At 65.2% G+C, this 23,759-nt stretch carries 25 protein-coding genes and 1 other RNA gene; 17 read left to right on the forward strand and 9 right to left on the reverse strand.

The window, feature by feature from the left end; all coding sequences use genetic code 11:
* Positions 1-107 precede the first annotated feature (107 nt).
* Positions 108-944, forward strand: coding sequence for a dioxygenase (locus IPM20_01480; GenBank protein ID MBK9130303.1), 837 nt, complete (start codon positions 108-110; stop codon positions 942-944).
* A 30-nt stretch (positions 945-974) separates the two neighbouring features.
* Here the strand turns inward: IPM20_01480 and IPM20_01485 are convergent, their stop codons facing one another.
* From IPM20_01485 to smpB, 4 genes are all read right to left on the reverse strand, one after another.
* Positions 975-2,717, reverse strand: a complete 1,743-nt coding sequence (locus tag IPM20_01485) for a sulfotransferase (protein ID MBK9130304.1) — start codon at positions 2,715-2,717, stop codon at positions 975-977.
* Between the two features lie 170 nt (positions 2,718-2,887).
* On the reverse strand, positions 2,888-3,340 hold the full coding sequence (locus tag IPM20_01490) for an LAGLIDADG family homing endonuclease (protein MBK9130305.1): 453 nt from the start codon (positions 3,338-3,340) through the stop codon (positions 2,888-2,890).
* A gap of 340 nt (positions 3,341-3,680) precedes the next feature.
* Positions 3,681-4,055, reverse strand: a transfer-messenger RNA (tmRNA) gene (gene ssrA, locus IPM20_01495).
* Between the two features lie 105 nt (positions 4,056-4,160).
* The gene (gene smpB, locus IPM20_01500) at positions 4,161-4,643 is read right to left on the reverse strand and encodes an SsrA-binding protein SmpB (GenBank protein ID MBK9130306.1); all 483 of its coding nucleotides are present in this window, start codon (positions 4,641-4,643) and stop codon (positions 4,161-4,163) included.
* Positions 4,644-4,970: 327 nt separating this feature from the next.
* Between smpB and IPM20_01505 the strand changes: the two genes are divergently transcribed.
* Both IPM20_01505 and IPM20_01510 read left to right on the forward strand, forming a co-directional pair.
* Positions 4,971-5,408 (forward strand): type II toxin-antitoxin system RatA family toxin, encoded by a 438-nt coding sequence (locus IPM20_01505; GenBank protein MBK9130307.1) that lies wholly within the window; start codon positions 4,971-4,973, stop codon positions 5,406-5,408.
* Entirely contained in the window at positions 5,395-5,706 is a 312-nt protein-coding gene (locus IPM20_01510; GenBank protein MBK9130308.1) for an RnfH family protein, read from the forward strand. The genes IPM20_01505 and IPM20_01510 overlap by 14 nt, the downstream gene beginning before the upstream one ends.
* 10 nt (positions 5,707-5,716) lie before the next feature.
* On the opposite strand, the gene IPM20_01515 is transcribed toward IPM20_01510, so the two are convergent.
* Complete coding sequence (locus IPM20_01515) at positions 5,717-6,037, reverse strand: outer membrane protein assembly factor BamE (protein ID MBK9130309.1); 321 nt, start codon at positions 6,035-6,037, stop codon at positions 5,717-5,719.
* An 85-nt stretch (positions 6,038-6,122) separates the two neighbouring features.
* Here IPM20_01515 and fur point away from each other — a divergent pair, with 85 nt between their 5' ends.
* Positions 6,123-6,575: a ferric iron uptake transcriptional regulator gene (fur, locus tag IPM20_01520; protein ID MBK9130310.1), complete on the forward strand. Its 453-nt coding sequence runs from the start codon at positions 6,123-6,125 to the stop codon at positions 6,573-6,575.
* A gap of 39 nt (positions 6,576-6,614) precedes the next feature.
* Here the strand turns inward: fur and recN are convergent, their stop codons facing one another.
* Positions 6,615-8,297 carry a DNA repair protein RecN gene (recN, locus tag IPM20_01525; protein MBK9130311.1) on the reverse strand — a complete coding sequence of 561 codons (1,683 nt, stop codon included), beginning with the start codon at positions 8,295-8,297 and terminating at the stop codon, positions 6,615-6,617.
* A 7-nt stretch (positions 8,298-8,304) separates the two neighbouring features.
* Complete coding sequence (locus IPM20_01530; protein MBK9130312.1) at positions 8,305-9,183, reverse strand: NAD(+) kinase; 879 nt, start codon at positions 9,181-9,183, stop codon at positions 8,305-8,307.
* 177 nt (positions 9,184-9,360) lie between these two features.
* On the opposite strand from IPM20_01530, the gene hrcA reads away from it, so the two are divergent.
* From hrcA to IPM20_01560, 6 genes are all read left to right on the forward strand, one after another.
* Entirely contained in the window at positions 9,361-10,398 is a 1,038-nt protein-coding gene (gene hrcA / locus IPM20_01535) for a heat-inducible transcription repressor HrcA (GenBank protein MBK9130313.1), read from the forward strand.
* 108 nt (positions 10,399-10,506) lie between these two features.
* Positions 10,507-11,094, forward strand: coding sequence for a nucleotide exchange factor GrpE (gene grpE, locus IPM20_01540; GenBank protein ID MBK9130314.1), 588 nt, complete (start codon positions 10,507-10,509; stop codon positions 11,092-11,094).
* 92 nt (positions 11,095-11,186) lie between these two features.
* Positions 11,187-13,115 carry a molecular chaperone DnaK gene (dnaK, locus tag IPM20_01545; GenBank protein MBK9130315.1) on the forward strand — a complete coding sequence of 643 codons (1,929 nt, stop codon included), beginning with the start codon at positions 11,187-11,189 and terminating at the stop codon, positions 13,113-13,115.
* Positions 13,116-13,301: 186 nt separating this feature from the next.
* Positions 13,302-14,432 carry a molecular chaperone DnaJ gene (gene dnaJ / locus IPM20_01550; GenBank protein MBK9130316.1) on the forward strand — a complete coding sequence of 377 codons (1,131 nt, stop codon included), beginning with the start codon at positions 13,302-13,304 and terminating at the stop codon, positions 14,430-14,432.
* 50 nt (positions 14,433-14,482) lie between these two features.
* Positions 14,483-15,286 (forward strand): 4-hydroxy-tetrahydrodipicolinate reductase, encoded by an 804-nt coding sequence (dapB, locus tag IPM20_01555; protein ID MBK9130317.1) that lies wholly within the window; start codon positions 14,483-14,485, stop codon positions 15,284-15,286.
* 129 nt (positions 15,287-15,415) lie between these two features.
* The gene (locus IPM20_01560) at positions 15,416-16,303 is read left to right on the forward strand and encodes a hypothetical protein (protein ID MBK9130318.1); all 888 of its coding nucleotides are present in this window, start codon (positions 15,416-15,418) and stop codon (positions 16,301-16,303) included.
* Here the strand turns inward: IPM20_01560 and IPM20_01565 are convergent, their stop codons facing one another.
* Positions 16,304-17,587 (reverse strand): HlyC/CorC family transporter, encoded by a 1,284-nt coding sequence (locus IPM20_01565; GenBank protein MBK9130319.1) that lies wholly within the window; start codon positions 17,585-17,587, stop codon positions 16,304-16,306.
* 52 nt (positions 17,588-17,639) lie between these two features.
* Entirely contained in the window at positions 17,640-18,452 is an 813-nt protein-coding gene (gene ccsA / locus IPM20_01570; protein MBK9130320.1) for a cytochrome c biogenesis protein CcsA, read from the reverse strand.
* Positions 18,453-18,759: 307 nt separating this feature from the next.
* Between ccsA and IPM20_01575 the strand changes: the two genes are divergently transcribed.
* The 7 genes from IPM20_01575 (at position 18,760) to IPM20_01605 (ending at position 23,719) form a co-directional block, all read left to right on the forward strand.
* The gene (locus IPM20_01575) at positions 18,760-19,524 is read left to right on the forward strand and encodes a 3',5'-cyclic-nucleotide phosphodiesterase (protein ID MBK9130321.1); all 765 of its coding nucleotides are present in this window, start codon (positions 18,760-18,762) and stop codon (positions 19,522-19,524) included.
* Between the two features lie 104 nt (positions 19,525-19,628).
* On the forward strand, positions 19,629-20,975 hold the full coding sequence (gene ffh, locus IPM20_01580; protein ID MBK9130322.1) for a signal recognition particle protein: 1,347 nt from the start codon (positions 19,629-19,631) through the stop codon (positions 20,973-20,975).
* Between the two features lie 225 nt (positions 20,976-21,200).
* On the forward strand, positions 21,201-21,452 hold the full coding sequence (rpsP, locus tag IPM20_01585; protein MBK9130323.1) for a 30S ribosomal protein S16: 252 nt from the start codon (positions 21,201-21,203) through the stop codon (positions 21,450-21,452).
* Between the two features lie 52 nt (positions 21,453-21,504).
* Positions 21,505-22,020 (forward strand): ribosome maturation factor RimM, encoded by a 516-nt coding sequence (gene rimM / locus IPM20_01590; GenBank protein MBK9130324.1) that lies wholly within the window; start codon positions 21,505-21,507, stop codon positions 22,018-22,020.
* A gap of 14 nt (positions 22,021-22,034) precedes the next feature.
* A complete protein-coding gene (trmD, locus tag IPM20_01595) occupies positions 22,035-22,835 on the forward strand; it encodes a tRNA (guanosine(37)-N1)-methyltransferase TrmD (protein MBK9130325.1) in 801 nt (266 codons plus the stop codon).
* The gene (gene rplS, locus IPM20_01600; protein ID MBK9130326.1) at positions 22,832-23,176 is read left to right on the forward strand and encodes a 50S ribosomal protein L19; all 345 of its coding nucleotides are present in this window, start codon (positions 22,832-22,834) and stop codon (positions 23,174-23,176) included. Before trmD ends, rplS begins: the two co-directional genes overlap by 4 nt.
* 162 nt (positions 23,177-23,338) lie before the next feature.
* Complete coding sequence (locus IPM20_01605) at positions 23,339-23,719, forward strand: hypothetical protein (GenBank protein ID MBK9130327.1); 381 nt, start codon at positions 23,339-23,341, stop codon at positions 23,717-23,719.
* Positions 23,720-23,759: the final 40 nt, after the last annotated feature.

The following is a 23,759-nucleotide window of genomic DNA, read 5'->3' on the forward strand; positions in this document are numbered from 1 at the left end:
ATCGGCCTCCGCGCGATGACGCCGGACGGCGCGCACGGTGACCGGCCAGGCGTGGGCCGTGCATGCCGATGCCCGCTGATATCCGGGGCGGTCAGGAGGTGAGTCAGATGAAAGGAGTCGCAGAGGGCATGCGTTATCCGACGATCTATCTGTCCCACGGCGCCGGGCCGTGGCCGTTCATGGAGATCCCGGCGGCCTTCGGGCCGCGCGCGGAATGGGAAGGCCTGGCCGGATATCTGCGCGACATCGGTCGCACGATCCTGCCCCGGCCCAGGGCGGTACTGGTGATAACGGCCCACTGGGTGGCGACACGCCCGACAGTCAGCTCGGCGGCGCAGCCTGCGATGCTGTACGACTACAGCGGATTTCCCCCCGAGACCTATCATCTGAGTTACCCGGCCCCGGGTGCGCCCGTGCTGGCGGCGCGCGTGCGTGCCCTGCTCAATGGCGCCGGCATCGAGTGCGACGAGGACGCGCGGCGCGGTTATGACCATGGCACCTTCGTGCCGTTGATGCTGATCTACCCCGAGGCCGACGTCCCGATCGTGCAGCTCTCGCTGCGCCGCGGGCTCGATCCGCGCGCCCATCTCGACATCGGTCGCGCCCTGCGACCGCTGCGCGAAGAGGGAGTGCTGATCATCGGCAGCGGCATGAGCTATCACAATATGCGCGCATTCTTCTCGCCTCGCAGTGAACATGTCGAGGCCGGCGAGCGCTTCGATGCCTGGTTGACCGCGGCGGTGGAACGCGCGGAACCGGAGGAACGCGCACGGGAACTCGAACAATGGGAACAGGCGCCGGGCGGACTGGCCTCGCATCAGCCGACCTTCGAGCACTTGACGCCTCTGTTCGTCACGGCGGGCGCCGCCGGCGAGGACCGCGGCCGCCGCGTCTATTCGGGCCGGCTCATCGGCATGCCGGTCTCGGGCTACCAGTTCGGGTGAGGGAGTCCGGCTGCGGCCGGGGGGCGCGATTCAGCCGCCCAGGGCCTGCCGCAGCGGCGTCAGGTATCGCTCATAGTTGCGCCAGCGTCCGACCGAGGTCTTGTACACCGGCTTGTTGACCTGGTTGTAGCTGGCGGATTCCGATACTCGCCCGTTTTCGTAATAGCGCAGGCAGGCCTCGTTCCAGTCCAGGCCGCAAAAGTCCGTCATGCGCCGGGAGACGCCTTCCTGGTCGTCGACCAGCGCCTCGTAGTCCACGTCCAGGAAGGGGATGCCCAACTGACGCCAGTGATTCATCAGCCTCTCGTAATTGCGGTAATGCACGCCGAGTCGGCCGAGGTCGCGGGTGTAGTGGTGGGTCCCCGAGAAATTCTGAAAGTAGCACGACAGGCAGGTGTCGAGCGGGTCGCGGCGGGTGTGGATGATCCGCGCGTGCGGGAACAGCAGGCTGATCAGGCCGAGGTAGAGAAAATTGTGCGGCATCTTGGAGGTGAAGAAGCGGGCGCCGTCGGCGTGCTCCGTGATGAGGTCGAGGTAGCGTCGGGACAGGAGGCGCAGGGCGGCCGGGTCGGGTGTGAAGACGCCTCTCCCGTACCCCAGTTCGGCCGCGATCATGGCGGTGAAGTTCAGTTCTCCCGCGCCGAAGACGTCGGGGTGACTCGCGAGGATCTGCTCCACCAGGCTCGTGCCCGAGCGCGGCATCCCGACGATGAAGATCGGCGTGAGCTCGGCGCGTTCCGCCCTGGGCAGGGCGGGAAAATCGGCTGCGCTGATGCTGGCGATGATGGCGTCGGCCGGATCCTGGCCCGGATCCGCTACCGGTCCCGGTCCGGCGGGGGTGTTCGCGGAACGGTAATGCGCGAAGGCCTCGTCATAACGTCCCGCCCGGTCATGGAGTTCGCCCAGCAGATAGTGGATCTGTTCGCGCGTGCGGAAATTCAGCCCCGCCAGTCCCAGTGCCTGCTCCAGGCGCTCGATGATCCCCGCGTCGAGACCGAGCCGGGACGCGATCTTCGCGTACAGGATCAGGATGTCGGGGTTCTGGTCGGCGTGCGGCAGCAGGGGCTGCAGCCGCGCCAGCGCCTCCTCCGGTCGACCTAACCGTTCCAGCACCTCGGCCTCGCCGAGCAGGGCGGCGGGATGTCCGGGGACCAGTTGGAGAACCTTCCGGAAATACTGCAGTGATTCCTTGAGACTGCCGACGTCGCGGCAGATCTGGCCCAGGCTGATCAGGATTCCCGCATTGTCGGGCGCGACGGACAGGGCCTGCATGCCGATCTGATAGGCCGCCGTCATCTGTCCCGTCAGATGCAGCGAGGTGATGAGTCCGCTGAGCGCCGGGAGCCTGGACGGCGCCTGATCGACGACCTCGCGGAAGCATTCGATGGCCTCCGCGAGACGGCCGGTCGCGAAATGGATGCGACCGAGGGATTCGCGCGCGTCCAGCAGATCGGATTGCAGCCCCAGCGACTTCAGCAGACAGGATTCCGCCTCCGCGTACTGCTGCAGCAGCTCATACACCTGGCCCAGATTGAGCCATGCCGCGGCCAGTGCCGGTTCGAGTTCGACGGCCAGGCGCAGCTGGGTCTCGGCCGACACGAGGTCGCCCTGTCTGGCATGAATGATGCCGAGCATGAAGTGCGCCTTGCCGTCGCGCGGGTCGGCCGCGATCACCTCGGCATAGAGCGCGCGCGCGGTGGCGAGATCGTTCTGCTGCAGGAAGGCGAGCGCCGCGTTCCTTTTCGCCTGTTGCGGATCGAGTGGGTCGGCCATGATGAAGGTGATCGGATTTGTGTATATGTTCGATGATAAGCGGTGGGAGATCGATCATGCACCCGCCATTCCGGCGCCTCTTTGTCCCCGTACCTTGACAGGGAGTAGACGGAGGTATGGCGATTTCGTTTGAGTTTACCAAGATGCCAGGCCATGGGCCACTGACAAGGTTAGCGGAACGATTTTTCATGGGGTTTGATCGCCAACAGACGGTTTTCGAACGCCGTCCGTTTGAGACGCAAGCCGGGACTGTATTTGCCGTTACGCGGGGTGAGCGCCAGATATTCCTGGAGAACCAGATCGCTGCGCCTGGATTTATAGGATTTGAGGTATGGGGCGATTTGTTCGAGGAGCGTCAGCGCCTGTCGATTGTAGACCGCATATGTAAAGCCCGGGGCATGATGGGAGTACCGGACGTGTTTCCCGGTGATTTTGCCTACACCGGTGATATCGAGGACATATTGGAGAAGCGGACGTTCCGTGCTGCTGATGGATACAGCTAATTGCCGGTTTTCTCCCCGGTGTTTGCGGGTTAGAGTTATCGTTCCCTCTCCATCGATCAGTCCTGCGATATAGGAGGCGTCGATAAGCGACAAAGGGTTTACGGTGCGGTAGTGCGTCATCCGTGCCGGTCCGGATCCCGGAAAGATCATTCAACCGTTACCCCCGACATCCCGTCGGGGGTTGAAATGGTGGAGGCGGCGGGACAGTTGGTTCCGGTGCTTTCGAACCGGCCTGGACTATACCTTCATCCTGTTTATTCCCAGGATGCGGGGCGTGTTATCCGCGGAGTGGATCCCGCGAATCCTAGTGCCGGCTCCGTCCTTTTTGAACTCAGCCGGTCTATGAGTCTCTACAGGGCAGGCCTGAGGTTGGCCCTCTTCCTACCCCTCGGTGTTGCCATGCCATCCTGCGACGGCGCAGGGTCCACCGATGTGAGCCCCGTTTTCACTCTACCCTCGCGGGTAGAGGCGACCATTGTGTTAATCGAACCCGCGTCCGCAAGTCCTCCGCCCTCGGCTCTACATGCGTAGCCGCGTCTTTGATTTAACCGGCCGCTACCCGACGGGCAGGGAAGACGGACGGCGAGCCCCTAAGGGTTTAGCGCATCAGCCCGGGGCGAGCCTCAACGCGATCTTGTGAGCGATGACCCCTGATTCGTCCCGAAGGACTACGGACGCACAAGCACGTATCCGGTCAGAGGCTGGCTGACTTAAGCAGCCAGAGCGTAGTTGTCGTCGTTGGCAACTATGTTGTTTGCAGCTGGATTTACGAGGTCATCTGCGCCTCGGCATGCACCTCAGGTTTTGCAACCCACGTCGAAGCCAGGTCGCCCCCTGGGGACTATTATAGTGGCGGGGGATGAGGATACAAGGGCGAGGTTGAAAAACCGTGCAGGAAAACGGGGACAGATTTGAAATCTGTCCCCTTACTCTAAAAGATTTATTTGATCTTCATGATTCTCTGTTTTTCCCGTTGCCAGTCGCGTTCCTTCTCGACGGCGCGCTTGTCGAATTCCTTCTTGCCCTTGGCGAGTCCGACCTTGAGCTTGGCGCGGCCGCGGCTCCAGTACAGGGTCAGCGGGGCCAGGGTGTAGCCCTTGCGTTCGACCGCGCCGATCAGCTTGTCGAGCTCGCGCCGGTGCAGCAGCAGCTTGCGCGTGCGCGTCGCGTCGGGATGGATGTGGGTAGAGGCGGTCGGCAGCGGCGAGATGTGGGCGCCGAACAGCCAGGCCTCGCCGTCCTTGATCAGCACGTAGCTTTCCTGCAGCTGGACCCGGCCGGCGCGCAGGCTCTTGACTTCCCATCCCTCGAGCGCGAGCCCGGCCTCGTACTGCTCCTCGATGAAATAGTCGTGGCGGGCGCGGCGGTTCTCCGCGATGGTGCTCGAAGTCTTGGTGTCCTTGGTCTTCTTGCCTGCGTTCATGCGGGTAGCCGTGGCGCACGAGCGTGGATCCGCGGGGCTCGCGCGGGCGGAATGTCGTACGGAAGCGCTGATTATACACACAAGCCCGCGCCCGGTTGAGCGATTTTCCCGCGACGCGGAACGCCATGGCCGGACGGCTTGCCGTGCCGGACAGCCACGCATATCATGGTGCGCTGCGGCGGCGATCGCGGTCTGATGGACGAGCGGCGCCGGAGTCGAATCAGTGGTTGGAAGCGGTGTCGGGATGTGGGGCAATACGAAGTCGTGTGACGGTCCGGCGCCGGTGGCGCGACAGGCGGTGCTCCGCCCGGCTCGGCGGAGGCGCCGATGCCGGTGATCAACCGCAGCGCCCTCGTGCCGTACAGCGCCGCCGAAATGTATGCCCTGGTGGACGACATCGAGACCTATCCGCAGTTTCTGCCGTGGTGCCGCAGCGCGCAGGAATGGTCGCGCGGCGAGGACGAGGTGAAGGCCTCGATCGAGCTGCATCGCGGCGGCATCCACAAGACCTTCACCACACTGAACCGGCTGCAGAAGGACAAGATGATCGAGATGCGCCTGGTGGAGGGACCGTTTCATCATCTGGAGGGGTTCTGGCGCTTCGAGGCCCTGAGCCCTGCGGCGAGCCGGGTGTCGCTGGATCTGGAGTACGAATTCTCCAGTCACCTGCTGCGCCTGGCCATCGGTCCGGTGTTCAGCCAGATCGCCAATACCCTGGTGGACGCCTTTTGCGAGCGGGCGGCGGAATTGTATGGAAAGCGCTGACAAGATCGACGTCGAGGTGAGTTATGCGCGTCCCGACGTGCAGGTGATCATCCCGGTCAAGGCGGACGCGAGCGCCACCGTGGAGGAAGTGATCAGGCTCTCCGGCGTGCTGGAGCAGTTTCCCGACATCGACCTCGCGGTCAACAAGGTTGGCGTGTTCGGCAAGCTGTCCAAGCTGGGCGCCCAGTTGCAGGCGGGCGATCGTGTGGAGATCTACCGGGCGCTGATCGCCGATCCGAAAGAATCCCGGCGCCAGCGCGCCGCGGAAGCGAAGGATACCCCCAGGCCGGAATCCTGACGACCCGCGTTCACTCGCTCGCGACGTCCTGCTCGTCTTCCACGCGCGTAAGCGCATCGCCGTCGAAATACACGGTCACGTGCCGGTGCTCGATCTTTTCCTTTCCGACATTGAGGACATACACATAGTCCCAGCGATCCGGGTGAAACGGGTCCATGATCGATGCGGTACCCATCACGAACTGGACCTGCTGGCGGTTCATGCCGGGTTTGAGTTGAGCGACCATCTCTGGTGTAATGACGTTTCCCTGCTGAATCTCGACCCGGTGCATGGCGCAGGAGGCCGTGATGAGGATGATGCAGCCGAGGGCAAGGAGGCGTGATCGTGGCATTGGTGCGTCCATACTGCGGTTGTCGAAGGCGCTTCATTATATATAATTAGCCGTCCGTACGCAGCGGAACAGCCGGAGAATCCCCATGGCGACCAAGCAGAATCCCAGCGACAGCAACCTCGAGGGCGTGGACCTCAAGAAGGCCGGCCTCAAGATCACCCATCCGCGCGTCAAGATCCTGCACATCATGGAGAGCAGCGAGAAGCGTCACCTTGGGGCGGAGGATGTCTACAAGGCACTGCTCGATACCGGCGAGGACGTCGGCCTGGCCACCGTCTACCGCGTGCTGACCCAGTTCGAGAGCGCGGGCCTGGTGACGCGCCACAACTTCGAGGAAGGCCACTCGGTCTACGAGCTGAACCAGGGCTCGCACCACGACCATATCCTGTGCGTGAAGTGCGGCCGGGTGGACGAATTCATGGATGACACGATCGAGGAGCGTCAGCGCGCGATCGCCAAGAAGGCCGGTTACGAGATGACCGACCATTACCTGAACATCTTCGGCGTCTGCGCCGACTGTCGCAAGAAGAAAAAGTAGGGCGCGTGCCGGCCCCGTTGCGGGCGCGGCGCGGGCGACTCAGGCGAACTCTTCCGATCGCCTGATCATTTCCTCGGCGTGGGCCCGGGTCTGGGCGCTGATCTCCACGCCGCCCAGCATCCGCGCGATCTCTTCCTGGCGCTCTTCCGGCGCGAGCGGCCGGATTGTCGACTGGGTCTGCTTGCCGGTGCTGCGCTTGCTGACCTGCAGGTGGTGATGGCCGAGGGCGGCGACCTGCGCCAGATGTGTGATGCACAACACCTGCCGGCATTCGCCCAGCCGGCGCAGGCCCTGGCCGACGATCTCGGCGACGCGGCCGCCGATGCCGACATCCACCTCGTCGAAGATCACGCTGGGCACGTCGACCTGTTCCGCGGTGACCACCTGGATGGCGAGCCCGATGCGCGACATCTCGCCGCCCGAGGCGACCTTGGCGAGCGGGCGCGGCGGCTGGTGCGGATTGGTGCTGACCAGGAACTCGATACGGTCCAGTCCGGAGGGCGATGGCGTGTCGTCCGCGCGCGCCTGCAGTTCGATCGTAAACACGCCGTCCGGCATGCCGAGCCGGCGCATCTCCTGCACGACCTTCTTTTCCAGCGTCCGGGCCGCCTTCGCGCGCGCGGCGCCGAGTTTTGCCGCGACGGCGCGATAGCGGGTTTCGCACGCCGCGATTTCCCGCGCGATCTCCTCGCGCCGCTGCCAGGCGCCCGCGAGACCTTCGATCTGCGCGTCGAGGCGCCGGCGCAGTTCCGGCAGCTCACGCGCGGGCACGCGGTGCTTGCGCGCGGCGGCGTGGATGGCGGCCAGGCGTCGTTCCACGTCTTCCAGGCGCTGCGGATCCAGCTCGAGCCGGTCCACGTAGGCGCGCAGTTCGCCGGCGGCCTCTTCGAGCTGGATCGCCGCGCCGTCGAGCAGGTCGACCACCGGCTGCAGGCGCGCATCGGTCGCGCTCTGCTGGCGCAGATCATTCAGCGCGCGTGCCAGGCGGACGCGTAGCGCATCCTCGTCCTCGTCCAGTGCGGCGAGTCCGGCCTGGCAGGTTTCGATGAGCACGCCGGCATTGGCGAGTCGCTTGTGCTCCGCGTCCAGCCGCTCGAGTTCCTGGAGCGAGACGTCGAGCTCCTCGAGTTCCTGGAGCTGGAAGCGCAGGAATTCGATCTGGCTGTCGCCCTCGGCGCCGGGCGCGTGCAATTCCTCCAGTTCGCGCGTCAGCCGCCGCCATGCGCGGTATTCCTCTTCCACGGCGGACAGCAGGGCGGGCTGCGCGGCATAGCCGTCGAGCAGGGCGAGCTGATGTTCGCGTTTGAGCAGGGAGTGATGCTCGTGCTGTCCGTGCACGTCCACCAGCAGGGCGCCCAGCTCGCGCAGGGTCTGGATCGGGACGGGGCTGCCGTTGATCCAGGCCTTGGAGCGCCCGTCCGCCGTGATCGTGCGCCGCAGGATGCATTCGGCCCCGTCGCCGGTCTCCAGTTCCTGTTCCCGCAGCCAGGCGCTCGCCGCCGCATTGTCGGCGACCGTCAGGGTGGCGGTCACCTCGGCGCGCTCCGCCCCGTGGCGGATGACGCCCGCGTCCGCGCGGTCGCCGAGGGTCAGCCCGAGCGCCTCGATGAGGATGGATTTGCCGGCGCCGGTCTCGCCGGTGAGCACGGTGAAACCCGCTGCGAGCGCGAGTTCGAGTTCATCGACGAGGGCGTAATTGCGGATGTGCAGATGCGTCAGCATGGGGGCTTCAGCGGTTTTTCGGGTTTTCCGCCCAGTTCAGTTTCGCGCGCAACAGTTCGTAGTGATCATGCCGGGGCAGATGCACCAGGCGCACCGGGGCCTGTTTGCGAATGTGCAGCCGGTCGCCGGCGGTGAGATCGAAGGAGACCTGGCCGTCGCAGGTGACCTGGGCGTGGTCGCGGTTGCCGTTGCCGACGATGACGTCGATTTCGCTGGCGCCGTCGACGACGATCGGCCGGTGGCTCATGGTATGGGGGCACACCGGCACGATGACGATGGCGTCCAGCGCGGGGTCGAGTATCGGGCCCCCGGCGGACAGCGCGTAGGCGGTGGAGCCGGTCGGTGTCGAGACGATCACGCCATCGGAGCGCAGCTTGTTGAGATAGCGGCCGTTGATGCAGGTCTCCAGTTCGATCATGCGGGCGACATTGCGCTTGTGCACCACGACCTCGTTGAAGGCGCTGCCGGAGCCGATCTCGGTCTCTGCGCGGATGACGGAGCAGGCGAGCAGGAAGCGCTCCTCCATGCGGTAATCGCCACGCAGGATCTGGTCCATCGATTCGAGCATCTGCCCGGGCGAGATATCGGTGAGGAAGCCCAGGTGGCCGAGGTTGATGCCGACCAGCGGCACGGCGTGCGCCGCGAGCGAGCGCGCGGCATTGAGCAGGGTGCCGTCGCCCCCGACGATCACCGCGAGGTCGCAGCGCCGGCCGATCTCGTCCCGGCTGGCGGTCCGGAGACCGATGTCCGGCAACAGCCGCGCGGTATCCGCGTCCAGCAGCACGGTGACGCCCTTGGCGCCGAGGTGGGCGGCGAGGGCGCGGATCGTGTCGGCGACGCTCGCGTCGCTGAATTTGCCGATGATGCCGATGTGCTTGAAAGTCACCGTTCAGGATCCATCATGTATTAAAGATGCTGGAAAGGTATCATGCGGCCTGTCGTTCACCAAGCGGCTTTCTTGACACGCCGGAAGCGAGTTGCTAACTTCCCCGTGACCTCCGCGGCGGCATGCCGGTATCTAGGTTAACCTGATGATATCAAAACGGTATTCTGGTGAGTGCCCATGAGCAAGGAACTCAATGATCGAACCCGCCACCTGCTGAAGGTGCTGATCGAGATCTATATCCGCGACGGCCAGCCGGTCGGTTCGCGGACCCTGTGCCAGGAGTCCGGGCTCGACCTCAGTCCGGCCACGATCCGGAACGCGATGGCGGAGCTCGAAGCGCTGGGTCTGGTGGCTTCGCCGCATACCTCGGCCGGCCGTATCCCGACGGACAAGGGCTATCGCCTGTTCGTCGATTCGCTGTTGGCGCTGGAGCCGGGCGACAGCGGCGAGATCCAGCGCCTGAAGGCCCTCTTCGAACAGGGCGCCACGCTGCAGGGGCTGGCGCTTTCGGTCTCCGGTCTGCTGTCGGGAATGACCAGCATGGCCGGGCTGGTGATGGTGCCGCGGAGCGAGCGCCTGGTCCTGCGCCATATCGAATTCATCGCCCTGTCGGAACAGCGCGTGCTCGCGATCCTGATGCTCAACGAACAGGAGGCGCACAACGTGGTCATCCACACCGGTCGCGCCTTTTCCGGCGCCGAGCTGGAACAGGCCACCAATTACCTGAACACAGTGTTCGCCGGGAGGGATCTCGCGGACATCCGCCGCCATCTGTTCAATGAATTGAACGATGCGCGTGTGCGCATGGACCGCACCCTGGACACCGCCATCCTGCTCGCCGGGCAGGTGCTGGAGCGCAGCGGAAACCGCGAGGACGTCATCGTCTCCGGCCAGACCAATTTAATGGAATTCAACGAGCTGTCCGACTTGGACCGTCTGCGCGTGCTGTTCGAGGCGTTCAGCGAGAAGCGGAAGATCCTGCATCTGCTCGATCGCTGCCTGTATACCCAGGGCGTGCGCGTGTTCATCGGCAAGGAATCCGGCTGCAACGAGCTCGATGACTGCAGCGTGGTGACCTCGACCTACGCGGTCGAGGGCCGGGTGGTCGGTGTGCTCGGGGTCATCGGCCCCACGCGCATGTCCTACAAGCGGGTGATCCCGTTGGTGCAGTCGACGGCGAATCTGCTTACCGCGGCCTTGAATCAGTACCACTAGGCCCCTACATTCAGCCACAATAGCGCCGGTCCGGCACGCCCGCGGCCGGTCCAGTCGTTTTCAAGAACCAGCCTGGGAGGTGTGATGGCGACAGAGAAGGAGCCGGCCATGGCGGCGGATGAGCGGGAACAGGAGTCGGGTACAGCCGGCGCCGGGACGGACGCGGCGCAGGGCGGGGCCGACGAGCTGTTGTTGAGCCTGCAGGATGCCCAGTCCAAGGCGGACGACTACTGGAACCAGCTGCTGCGGGTGCGGGCCGAAATGGCCAATGTCCAGCGTCGCGCCGAGCGTGAGCTCGAGAACGCCCACAAGTACGGACTCGAGAAATTCGCCGCCGAATTGCTGCCGGTCATCGACGGCCTCGAGATGGGGCTGGGCGTCGCCGCCGGGGACAAGGTCGACCCGGCCAAGCTGCGCGAGGGCATGGAACTGACCCTGAAGATCCTGACCGCCGCCGTCAACAAGTTCGGCCTGCGCGCGGTTGATCCGGTGGGCGAGAAGTTCAATCCCGAGCTGCACCAGGCGATGAGCGTGCAGCCCGCGCCCGGCGCCGAGCCCAACACCGTGCTCGCCGTCTACCAGAAGGGATACCTGCTCAACGACCGCCTGATCCGCCCCGCCATGGTGGTGGTGTCGGCGGCCGGCGGCGGCAAGCCGGATACGGCGGTGGAGAAGAAAATCGACGAAATGGCTTGAAAGCGGGACCCGTGCCCCAATATACCTCACAACTTGAGGTGTTTAGCGGCGGGTGACGCCGGCAGATCAACAGAAAATGGAGACATCCCGCGATGAGCAAGATCATAGGAATTGACCTGGGCACGACGAACTCCTGCGTCGCCGTCATCGAAGGCGGCAAGCCCCGGGTAATCGAGAACTCCGAGGGCAGCCGGACCACGCCCTCCATCGTCGCCTTTTCCGATGACGGCGAAGTGCTGGTCGGCCAGGCCGCCAAGCGGCAGTCGGTCACCAATCCCAGGAACACCCTCTATGCCATCAAGCGGCTGATCGGGCGCCGCTTCGGCGAGGACGTGGTGCAGCGCGACATCGATCTGGTGCCGTACAAGATCGTCAAGGCCGACAACGGCGACGCCTGGGTCGACGTCAATGGCAAGAAGATGGCGCCGCCGGAGGTTTCCGCGCGCGTGCTGATGAAGATGAAGAAGACCGCCGAGGACTATCTCGGCGAAGAGGTGAAGGAGGCGGTGATCACCGTCCCGGCCTATTTCAACGATTCCCAGCGCCAGGCCACCAAGGACGCCGGCCGCATCGCCGGGCTGGAGGTCAAGCGCATCATCAACGAGCCGACGGCGGCGGCGCTGGCCTTCGGCCTCGACAAGAAGCGCGGCGAGGCCAAGATCGCGGTGTATGACCTCGGCGGCGGCACCTTCGACATCTCCATCATCGAGATCGCGGACGTGGAAGGCGAGCACCAGTTCGAGGTGCTGTCCACCAACGGCGATACCTTCCTCGGCGGCGAAGATTTCGACATGCGCCTGATCGATTACCTGGCCGACGAGTTCAAGAAGGACCAGGGCATCAACCTGCGCGGCGATCCGCTCGCGATGCAGCGCCTGAAGGAGGCGGCGGAGAAGGCGAAGATCGAGCTGTCCAGCAGCCAGCAGACGGACGTCAATCTGCCCTACATCACGGCGGACGCGACCGGTCCCAAGCACCTCAACATCAAGGTGACGCGCGCCAAGCTGGAGTCCCTGGTGGAGGAACTGATCACCCGCACCATGGAGCCGTGCAAGATCGCGCTGAAGGACGCCGGACTGAAGGCCTCCGACATCGACGACGTGATCCTGGTCGGCGGCCAGACGCGCATGCCCAAGGTGCAGGAAGTCGTGAAGGACTTCTTCGGCAAGGAGCCGCGCCGCGACGTCAACCCGGACGAGGCGGTGGCCATCGGCGCCGCGGTCCAGGCCGGCGTGCTCGGCGGCGAGGTCAAGGACGTGCTGCTGCTCGACGTGACGCCCCTGAGCCTCGGTATCGAGACCATGGGTGGCATCATGACCAAGCTGATCGAAAAGAACACCACCATCCCGACCAAGGCCTCGCAGGTGTTCTCCACCGCGGAGGACAACCAGGCCGCGGTGACGGTGCACGTGCTGCAGGGCGAGCGCGAGGTGGCGGCGGCGAACAAGTCGCTCGGCCGCTTCGACCTGAGCGATATCCCGCTCGCGCCGCGCGGCATGCCCCAGATCGAGGTCGCCTTCGACATCGACGCCAACGGCATCCTCAATGTGTCCGCCAAGGACAAGGCCACGGGCAAGCAGCAGTCGATCGTGATCAAGGCCTCGAGCGGCCTGTCCGAGGACGAGATCAAGCGCATGGTCACCGACGCCGAGGCGCACGCGGACGAGGATCGCCGTTTCCACGAGCTGGTCGACGCGCGCAACAAGGCCGACAACATGGTCCATGCGGTCAAGAAGACGCTCACCGATCTCGGCGACAAGGTCGCGGCCGACGAGAAGGGCGCGATCGAGAAGGCGATCGACGAGTTGCAGGCGGCGATGAAGGGCGATGACCTGGCGGCGATCGAGGCGAAGACCAATGCCCTGACGCAGGCCTCGGCCAAGATCGCGGAGCGCGCCTATGCCCAGACCCAGCAGGAAGCGGGCGCCGGGCAGGCCGCCGGTTCCGCCGCCTCCGACGGCGCGCAGGACAACGTCGTGGACGCCGAGTTCGAGGAGGTCAAGGAGGATCAGCGCAAGTAATTTCCGGCGGGAGTCAGGTCGGACGCGTCGCATTCGCGGCGCGTCTGGTCTATCATAACCGCCGTTCCGGCGCCGGAGGCGGCGGACACGAAGCGCGGGGCGATGCGTCTCGCGCTTTTGCGTATTGAGGAGCCGCGTCATGCGGCAACCCGGATGTGAAGCGGCAGCGGAATCAGCAGAAGAACGATGGCGAAGCAGGACTACTACGAATTGCTTGGCGTGGCGCGCAACGCCAGTGAGGCCGAACTCAAGAAGGCGTACCGTCGCCTGGCGATGAAGTATCATCCCGACCGCAATCCCGACGACAAGGACGCGGAAGAGAAATTCAAGGAGGCCAAGGAGGCCTACGACGTACTGTCCGACGAGCGCAAGCGCGCCGCCTACGACCAGTTCGGCCACGCCGGCGTCGATGCCGCCGCGGGCGGCGGGGGACACGGCGGTTTCCGCGGCGCGAATTTCAGCGATATCTTCGACGACGTCTTCGGCGACATCTTCGGCACCCGCGCCGGGCGCGGCGGCGCGCAGCGCGGCGCCGATCTGCGCTACGATCTCGAGTTAAGCCTGGAAGAGGCGGTGCGCGGCACCACGGTCAAGGTGCGCGTCCCGACCCACGTGACATGCAAGACCTGCGACGGCAGCGGCGCCAAGAAAGGCACCACGCCGGTCACCTGCACGACCTGCGGCGGCCAGGGCCAGGTGCGCATGCAGCAGGGCTTTTTCTCCATCCAGCAGACCTGTCCGCGCTGCCGCGGGGCGGGCAAGATCATCAGTGAACCCTGCACCGCCTGCCACGGCCATGGCCGCGTCAAGGAGACCAAGACCCTGTCGGTGAAGATCCCGCCCGGCGTCGACACCGACGACCGCATCCGGCTCAGCGGCGAGGGCGAGGCCGGCGAGCAGGGCGGCCCGGCGGGCGATCTCTATGTGCTGATCCACGTCAAGCCGCACCCGATCTTCGTGCGTGAGGGCACCGACCTGCACTGCGAAATGCCGATCAGCTTCGTCACTGCCGCGCTGGGGGGCGAGCTCGAGGTGCCGACGCTGGACGGACGCGTCGTGCTGAAGGTGCCCGCCGAGACGCAGACGGGCAAGCTGTTCCGGCTGCGCGGCAAGGGGGTGCGTTCCGTGCAGGGCAGCGGCCTCGGCGACCTGCTGTGCCGCGTGGTGGTGGAGACGCCGGTGAACCTGAACGATCAGCAGCGGGAGCGGTTGCGGGAGTTCGAGCACACATTGCAGGAGCGCAACGACAGTCACAGCCCGCGCGCGCGCAGCTGGCTTGACGGCGTCAAGAAGTTCTTCGAGGATCTGAAACTCTGAATGTCCAGGCGTGCCGCGCCGAGCGGACGCCGTGCCCGCGGGAGGGGAGCATGACCAGAATAGCGATCGCCGGCGCGTCCGGACGCATGGGCCGCACGCTCATCGAGGCGTGTCGCGAGCACCCCGGAATCCGCCTCGGCGCTGCCGTCGATCGCCCCGGCAGCCCCGCCGTGGGGCGCGACGCCGGCGACGTGGCCGGGATCGGACCGGTCGGGGTGATCGTCGGTGACGATCTGGCGGCCCGGGTCGGCGATTTCGACGTGTTGATCGATTTTACGCTGCCCGCCGTCACGGTGAGCAATGCCGCCCTCTGCCACGACGCCGGCCGCCGCATGGTGATCGGCACCACCGGGCTCAGTGCCGATCAGCGCCGGGATATCGAACGCCACGCCGCCGATATCGCGATCGTGCTGGCGCCCAATATGAGCGTCGGCGTGAATCTCTGCTTCAAACTGCTCGATATCGCCGCACGGGTGCTCGGCGACGAGGTCGATATCGAGATCATCGAGGCCCACCATCGCAACAAGGTCGATGCGCCTTCCGGCACCGCGCTGCGCATGGGCGAAGTGGTGGCCGACGCGCTGGGGCGCGATCTGGACCGCTGCGCCGTCTACGGTCGCGAGGGTCACACCGGCGCGCGCGACCGCGCCACCATCGGCTTTGAAACGATCCGCGCCGGCGACATCGTCGGGGAGCACCGTGTCATGTTCGCCGGGCTCGGCGAGCGGGTCGAGATCATGCATACGGCGACCAGCCGTTTCACCTTCGCGGGCGGCGCGCTGCGCGCGGCGGGCTGGATCATGCAGCGCCAGGCCGGCCTGTTCGACATGCAGGATGTGCTCGGACTGAAGTAGGCCTTTCCCGGATCGGTCGCGGGGTCTCGTCCGCTGCGAGCGACGGGGCAGTGTGGACCTGTTTTTCCGCTTCCGGTGATGATACCCTGCCGGGAACGCATCCTGGCCGAAGCGCCGGGACGGACAAGAATGAACAACAAGAAGCGTTCGGGGGGAAGACGGATGAGAGGGGGGCGGCGGTTGTGTTCCGTGCTGTGCGGGCTGCTGGTGGCTGTTCACGGCGGGACATCCGATGCCGCTTCCGCTGCAGCGGGCGCTTCCCCGACGGATGCGCGCCTGGCGTTCGAAGGCGGGATGGAAAGCTTCCGCTGGCGCGAATTCGATGACGACGGCCGCCGTCTGCTGACGGAACAAGGCCCGCGTTTCGCGCTGGGCGCAGCGCTCGGCAATTTCCTTCACGCCGATGCCGGGCCGATCTTCGAAATGCGCGTGGGCGGCCATGTGGGCGAGGTCGACTACGACGGGCAGGACAACAACGGACGCTTCGTCGGCACCGTCTCCGACTATTCCGGCTGGTACGGCGAGGTCAACGGGGGTTACCGCTTCCCCGATTTCGTCGAGGGCGTTTCGATCGACCTGTTCGGCGGGGTGGGCCTGGACAACTGGCGCCGGGAGATCAACGGCGGGGTGAATTCCATCGGGCAGTCGGTGGCGGGATTCACCGAGGACTATGACGTGGCTTACCTGCGTTGCGGGATCGGGATCGCGCTGCACGGCGCCTCGCCCGGCGGCTACTTCCAGCTCGGCTTCCGCAAGCCGCGCTCGATCGGTGAACAGGTAGCGATCCAGGGCCAGACCCTCAACCTCTCGCCGGATGAACGCGCGTCCGGATTTCTCTCCTATCAGGTCGCGCTCGGCGCTCCCCGGGCGGAGGGTGCGGCGGGCTCGTACGTCAAGTTCTACTATGCCGGCTACCGGCTCGGTAAATCGGAGATCGAGCAGGTCGGCTCCAGCCAGGTGTGGCAGCCGCGCAGCGACGCCGACACGCTCGGCGTCGTCCTCGGATTCCATTACTGACTACTGACCGCGGGCGTCTGCCGGTGCGGTGTTCCGGGGCAGGATGCGCGCGGTTTTGACCGCATTGTCCGCGATGGACATGATCTCGATGGTGTAGCCATCGATGCGCAGACTCACCCCCGAGGTGGGAATCGATTCCAGATGTTCCATGATCAGGCCGTTCAGCGTTTTCGGACCGGCCGTCGGCAGCTGCCAGTTCATCATGCGATTGAGGGTGCGGATGTGCGCGCTGCCATCGATCAGGAAGCTGCCGTCGCCCTGGGTGTGGACGAACTTGACGGTGGTCGACACATCGGTGGTGAATTCGCCGACGATCTCCTCGAGGATGTCCTCCAGCGTCACCAGTCCCTCGATGTCGCCGTATTCGTCCACGACCAGGCCGATACGGCGTTTCTGGCGCTGAAAATTGAGCAGCTGCGTGTTGAGTGGCGTCCCTTCCGGGATGAAATAGGGCTCTTCTGCGACGCGCATCAGGGCTTCCTTGGTAAAGGTTCCCCGGCTGAGCAGGGGCAGTGCATTACGCACGTGCACGATGCCGGTGATTTCATTGATGTCTTCACGGTATACCGGCAGCCGCGTATGGCGCGCGGATGAGAGCAGGGCGACGATCTCATCCTCGCTGTGGTCGAGGTCGATCCCGACGATCTCGCTGCGCGGGATCATGATGTCCTCGATGCGCGCTTTTTCGAGATCGAGGATGTTGAGCAGCATGTGCTGGTGCTTGCGCGGGATCAGGGCGCCGGCCTCGTTGACCACGGTGCGCAGCTCTTCCGCGCTGAGCTGGTGCGTGGAGGCTTCCTTCGGCGAGACGCCGATGGCCTTGAGCAGCGTGTTGCTGATTGCGTTGACGATCCACACGAAGGGCGAGAACAGGCCCAGCAGCGGCGTGATGACATAGGCGGCCGGAAAGGCGATGCGTTCCGGATGCAACGCGGCCATGGTCTTGGGGGTCACCTCGCCGAAGATCAGCAGGACCACGGTGAGCAGTCCGGCGGCGATCGCGATGCCCGTCTCCCCGAAGACGCGCAGGGCGATGATCGTCGCGATCGATGAGGCCAGGATGTTGACGAAATTGTTGCCGAGCAGGATGAACCCGATCAGGCGGTCGGGCCGCGCGAGCAGCCGGCTGGCGTAGACGGCGCCGCGATGACCGGCGTGGGCGAGATGGCGCAGACGGTACTGATTCAGGCGCATCATCGCGGTCTCGGCGGCGGAAAAGCACGCGGAGAGGATGATCAGCAGGACGAGGATCATCGACAGGCTGCCGATGGAGATGTCGGTCATCGCGTCTGGATCCTGGCGTGGTTCCGTCGGGGGCGGTCGCGGCGGGACATCGTCAAGGCTGCCCGAGCATCAGCTCCAGCACCAGTTTGCTGCCCAGATAGGCGAGCAGCAGCGATACGAAGCCGCCCAGCGTCCAGCGGATCGCGGTCTTGCCGCGCCAGCCGAATTTCCAGCGTCCCCAGAGCAGGATGGCGAACACCAGCCAGGCCACGAGGGAAAAGAAGGTCTTGTGCACGAGGTGCTGGGCAAACATGTCGTCGAGATAGACGAAGCCGGACACCAGCGACAGGCTCTGCATGACGAAGCCGACGCCGATCATCTGGAACAACAGCGACTCCATGGTCTGCAGCGGCGGCAGCGCGCGGATGAATCCGCCCGGATGCTTCTCGTGCAGGTGCTTGTCCTGGATGGCGACGAGAATGGCCTGCACCGCCGCGAGCGACAGCACGCTGTAGGCCGCGATCGAGATGATGATGTGGATGTCGAGGATGTCACGCTGCGGGCTCAGGATGTGGTTGCTCGGGAAGATCTCTTCCAGGATCACGGCCGCCGCGGCGAGCGGGAAGACCGCGATGCCGAGATTCTCCAGCGGACGGTTGAAGGCGGTGAGCGAGAGCAGCAGCGCGATCAGCCAGGTGAGCAGGGACAAGGCGTTGAAGAAGCCAAAGTTTATGCCCTCCGGAGTAACCAGCTGCTGATAGAGCACGGCGGCGTGCAGGGCGACCGCGGCGAGGGCGAGCAGCAGGATACCCCGCTTGGTGCTCCCGGACGCGGCGCCGGCACCGCCGGCGAGCCGACGGACGAGCATGACGGCGGCGGCGAGATAGGCCGGAACGAGCAGGATGCTGGGCAGCAGGGTGTGCATGGGAGGTGGATGTCGGGGTCCGGGCGCGGTCGGCGGCGATCAGGCTGCCATCCCGGCAGTATCAGGGTGTTGATTCACTGAAGAAATTCTGTCCAAGGTCGATAGTATCGTGGTATACACCTTCTCGCCCTCTCGGGGCGGGTGCGGATTTTGCTATCACCGTGACGAATTTAGCGATTTTTCCGCTCGCGGTCAAAGCAGAAAGGGAGGTCCGGGAGTGGGCTCCATTCCCGGCGGGTCAATCCGGGGCGATCGGAGACACCGGACCGGGGAGCGGTTCCGGCGGAATCGGGAAGAGAATCGATATATGAAACTGCGTGTATTGGGGTGCAGCGGCGGTATCGGCGGCGAGCTGCGCACGACGGCAATGCTGATCGACGACGACATCCTGATCGATGCCGGGACCGGAATCGGCGAGCTGACCCTCGACGAGATGAAGAAGGTCCGCCACATCTTCCTCACCCATACCCATCTCGACCACATCGCCTGCCTGCCGCTGATGGTGGACAGCATGTTCCCGCACATCGTCGAACCGATGATGATCCGCAGCCACGCCTCCGCCATCGAGGTGCTCAAGAAACACATCTTCAACTGGGCCATCTGGCCCGATTTCGCCAGCCTTCCGACCGCCGACAATCCGGTCATGCGTTACGAACCCCTGCGCATGGGCGATGTCTGTACGCTCGACGGGCGCAGCTTCGAGATGATGCCCGTGAACCACATCGTTCCCACCGTCGGCTATCGCATCGAATGCGCGAGCGGGGTGGTGGCCTTCAGCGGCGACACCACCACCAATGACACCTTCTGGGCGGAACTGAACAAGCGCTCCCGGCTCGACGTGCTGATCGTCGAGGTTGCGTTCAAGGAATCCTTCCGCGAGCTCGCGCTCAAGTCGCGTCATTACTGCCCCTCGCTGTTGGCCGAGGACCTCAAGAAGCTCAGGCATCGTCCGCGGATCTTCCTGACCCACAACAAGCCCGGCGAGGAAGAGCTGATCTTCAGCCAGTGCCGCGAGATGATCACCGACCGCCAGCTCCAGCGCCTGACCAGCGGCCTCGTGATCGAAATCTGAGCGGTTCCCGCCTGCTGTCCCGAATCCCCTCCGGGGTTGCGCGGAAGGTGCGCGGCCGGTGTATCATGGCCGTGATTTGACTATTCCGGACCCGATTCCAGCCCATGTTCGAGAATCTCACCGAACGCCTCGGCCAGGCGTTGAAGAACCTGCGCGGCCAGGCCCGCCTGACCGACGACAACATCAAGGAGGCCCTGCGCGAGGTGCGCATGGCCCTGCTCGAGGCCGACGTCGCCCTGCCGGTGGTGAAAGAGTTCGTCGACCGCGTGCGCGAACGCGCGGTCGGCCAGGAGATCCTGCAGAGCATGACGCCCGGACAGGCGCTGATCCGGGTGGTGCGCGACGAACTGGTCGCCGTGATGGGGGAACACTCCGCCAGCCTCGAGCTCAATGTTGCGCCGCCGGCCGTCATCATGCTCGCCGGATTGCAGGGCTCCGGCAAGACGACTACCGCGGCCAAGCTGGCGCGCTGGATTCGCGAGCAGCTGAAGAAGAAGGTGCTGCTGGTGAGCGTCGACGTCTATCGCCCGGCAGCGATCGAGCAGCTCGAGACCCTGGCCGGAGAGGTCGGCGTCGGGTTCTATCCCTGCCGTACCGATCAGGATCCGGTGACCGTCGCGACCGCCGCCGTCGACCATGCCCGCAAGCAGTTCTTCGATGTGGTCATCGTGGATACCGCCGGACGCCTGCACGTGGACGCGGAGATGATGGACGAGGCGCGCCGGTTGCATACCGCGCTGCAGCCGGTCGAGACCCTGTTCGTGGTGGACAGCATGACGGGCCAGGACGCGGCCAACACCGCCAAGGCCTTCCATGACGCCCTCGCCCTGACCGGCGTGATCCTCACCAAGACCGACGGCGACGCGCGCGGCGGCGCGGCGCTGTCGCTGCGCCACATCACCGGCAAACCGATCAAGTTCCTCGGCGTGGGCGAGAAGACCGCGGCGCTGGAGGTGTTCCACCCGGAACGCGTCGCCTCGCGCATCCTCGGCATGGGCGACATCCTGAGCCTGATCGAGGAGGCGGAGCGCAAGGTCGATCGGAACGAGGCGGAAAAGCTCGCCAGGAAGCTCAAGCAGGGCAAGGGATTCGATCTCGACGACTTCCGTACCCAGTTGCAGCAGATGCGCAACATGGGCGGCGTCGCCGGCCTGCTCGACAAGCTGCCCGGGATGTCCGCCATCCCGCAGGCCTCTCGCGACCAGATCAACGACCGCCAGTTCGTCCACATGGAGGCCATCATCAACTCCATGACCCCGCAGGAACGCCGCTTTCCCGCCATCATCAAGGCCTCGCGCAAGCGCCGCATCGCCGCCGGCGCCGGCGTCCAGGTGCAGGAGATCAACCGCATGCTCAAGCAGTTCGAGCAGATGCAGCGCATGATGAAACAGATGTCGAAGGGCGGCATGAACAAACTCCTGCGCGGTTTCAAGGGTAAGCTCCCGTTTTGATCCCCCCGCCGTCGGAGCCCGAGCCATAAAGCGCGGGGAAACAGGGAGATATCCGGATTAGCGCCCGCCCGCCGGTATCCCGAGGCGTAGCAGGACAGGGTGCCGCGACGGCTTCCGGACGAGGCGTCTTTCCCGCCGGGTAATCCCGCTTCCCTTTTGGGATAAATCGCGTAAAATAATGCACTTTTTCTTGGCAGCAATACGCATACAGAGGACCGGTATCCCATGGTAACCATACGACTGGCCCGCGGAGGGGCCAAAAAGCGGCCGTTCTACCACATCGTCGTGGCAGACAGCCGCAAGCCGCGCGACGGCCGATTCATCGAGCGCATCGGGTATTTCAACCCGGTCGCCGCCGAGAACGAGCCGAAGCTGAAGCTCGACGGCGAACGGCTGAACTACTGGCTCTCGCAGGGGGCCAAGCCCTCTGAGCGCGTCAACCTGCTGGCCAAGCAAAACGCGGCTGCCGCCGCCTGAGGCAGGCAGCGACGTCGTCGTTCCGCGGGGACGGCGGCGCGGGTGATTGGCCATGGTGGAGCACGACACCCGGCAGGTGTTGATGGGCAGGATCGGCGGCCTCTTCGGCGTCCGCGGCTGGGTCAAGGTGCTGTCGTACGCGTCTCCACCCGAGAACCTGCTGCGCTATGACCCCTGGCAGGTACATCTGGGCGGGGCGTGGAAGACGCTCGAGGTCAACGCCGGTCGCCGCCACGGCAAGGGCCTGGTCGTACAGCTGGCCGGCTACACCGACCGTGATCATGCATGCGAGCTGATCGGGGCGGAGATCGCGGTGGAACGGAGGCAGCTGGAGGCCCCCGCCGAGAATGAATATTACTGGACCGACCTGATCGGGTCCGAGGTCGTCAATCGCGACGGCGTGGAATTCGGTCGGGTCGATCATATGATCGAGACCGGGGCCAACGATGTCCTGGTTGTGCGGGGTGAGCAGGGCGAGACCCTGATCCCGTTCGTGATGGGGCGCTATGTGCTCGAGGTCGATCTGGCACGGCGCCGGATCGCGGTCGACTGGGAAGCGGGGGATTGAACGGGCGGCATCCGATGCGCATCGACGTGGTGACCCTGTTCCCCGGCATGGTCGCGGAGCTGATGGGGTGGGGCATCGTCGGGCGCGCGGCCAAGGCCGGCCTCGTCGACGTTCGGACCTGGAATCCGCGCGATTACACGCGGGATGTCCATCGTACCGTGGACGATCGGCCCTTCGGCGGCGGCCCGGGCATGGTGATGATGGTGCAGCCGCTGCGCGATGCCATCCGTGCCGCCCGCGCGGCGGCGCCGGATCCGGCGCGGGTGATCTGCCTGTCACCGCAGGGACCCCGCTTCGATCAGGCCCGCGCCCACGCGCTGGCGGAAGACGGGGCGCGGCTGATACTGGTGGCCGGCCGTTACGAGGGCATCGACGAGCGCGTGCTGGAGAGCGAGGTCGATGAAGAGCTCTCGATCGGCGACTATGTGCTGACCGGCGGTGAACTCGCCGCCGCGGTGGTCATCGACGCGGTGACGCGGCTGCTCCCCGGGGCGGTCGGCGACGAGGATTCCGTGCGCCAGGATACCTTCGCCACGGGGCTGCTCGAGTATCCGCAGTACACGCGCCCGCGCGAGATCGACGGGCGCGCGGTGCCCGAGGTGCTGCTGCGCGGCAATCACCTCGAGATCGAGGAATGGCGTTTCAAGCAGGCCGTGCTGCGGACGCGGCGCAGGCGGCCCGAATTGCTCTCCGGCCTGGAGCTGGACAAGCAGCGGCGCCGCTGGCTGGCGGAACTGCCGGCGGAAGACGCGCGGGAACCGGAATCGGAAAGAATGAACGGCGGGACTACAGGAACAGCAGGAGAAAGATCATGAGCAAGATAATCAGTCAGCTGGAAGCGGAGCAGATGGGGCGCGAGATGCCGGAGTTCGGCCCGGGCGATACCGTCGAGGTCAAGGTCAAGGTCAAGGAAGGACAGCGCGAGCGTCTGCAGGCCTTCACCGGCGTCGTCATCGCCAAGCGCAACCGCGGCTTCAATTCCGCCTTCACGGTGCGCAAGATGTCGCACGGCGAGGGCGTCGAGCGCGTCTTCCAGACCTTCAGTCCGGCGATCCATTCCGTGGAAGTGAAGCGCCGCGGCGATGTCAGCAAGGCCAAGCTGTATCACCTGCGCGAACTGGAAGGGAAGGCCGCGCGCATCAAGGAAAAACTCTGACGGACCGCGGGCGCCGGCGTCAGGACCGGCGCCCGTATTCCCTTTTGAGGGCGGCATATATTCCCGCTCCCCGCGCATTCTTGTAATCCTCATCGAATCGGTATATCTCTATTGCGTCGAAACCCCCTTCCGCGGGTTTCCCTGTCTCGATGGAGGTGAGTCATGAACCTGTTCAGAATCACTCCGTTTCTGCTGGCGATCCTGCTGGCATTCCTCGCCGCTCCGGTCTTCGCCGCTTCCGCCATCGAGCAGATGGCGGGGATCACGCTGCATCTCAATCACTATCCTTCCGACGCGGAGAAGGCCACCCTGCGCGGCATCGCGGACGATGCCTCCGCGACCGCGGGCGAACGCACCCTGGCCACCGCGCTGATGAACATGGAGCATAAGGTCGGCGGGGCGGACAGGCAGAAGCTGGAGGCGCTGGTGAAGGCGGACGGCACTCCCGCGGCGGAGCGCACCCTGGCGGAGGTGCTCCTCGGGATCAACCACAAACCCTCGGCGGCGGACAAGGAGAAACTGCGCCCGCTGGCCGGCGGATAACACGGCGTGCGCGCGCTCGCGACCGACGGCGTCGGCGGGT

The sequence above is a fragment of the Gammaproteobacteria bacterium genome (assembly GCA_016716465.1).
GTDB lineage: Bacteria > Pseudomonadota > Gammaproteobacteria > SZUA-140 > SZUA-140 > JADJWH01.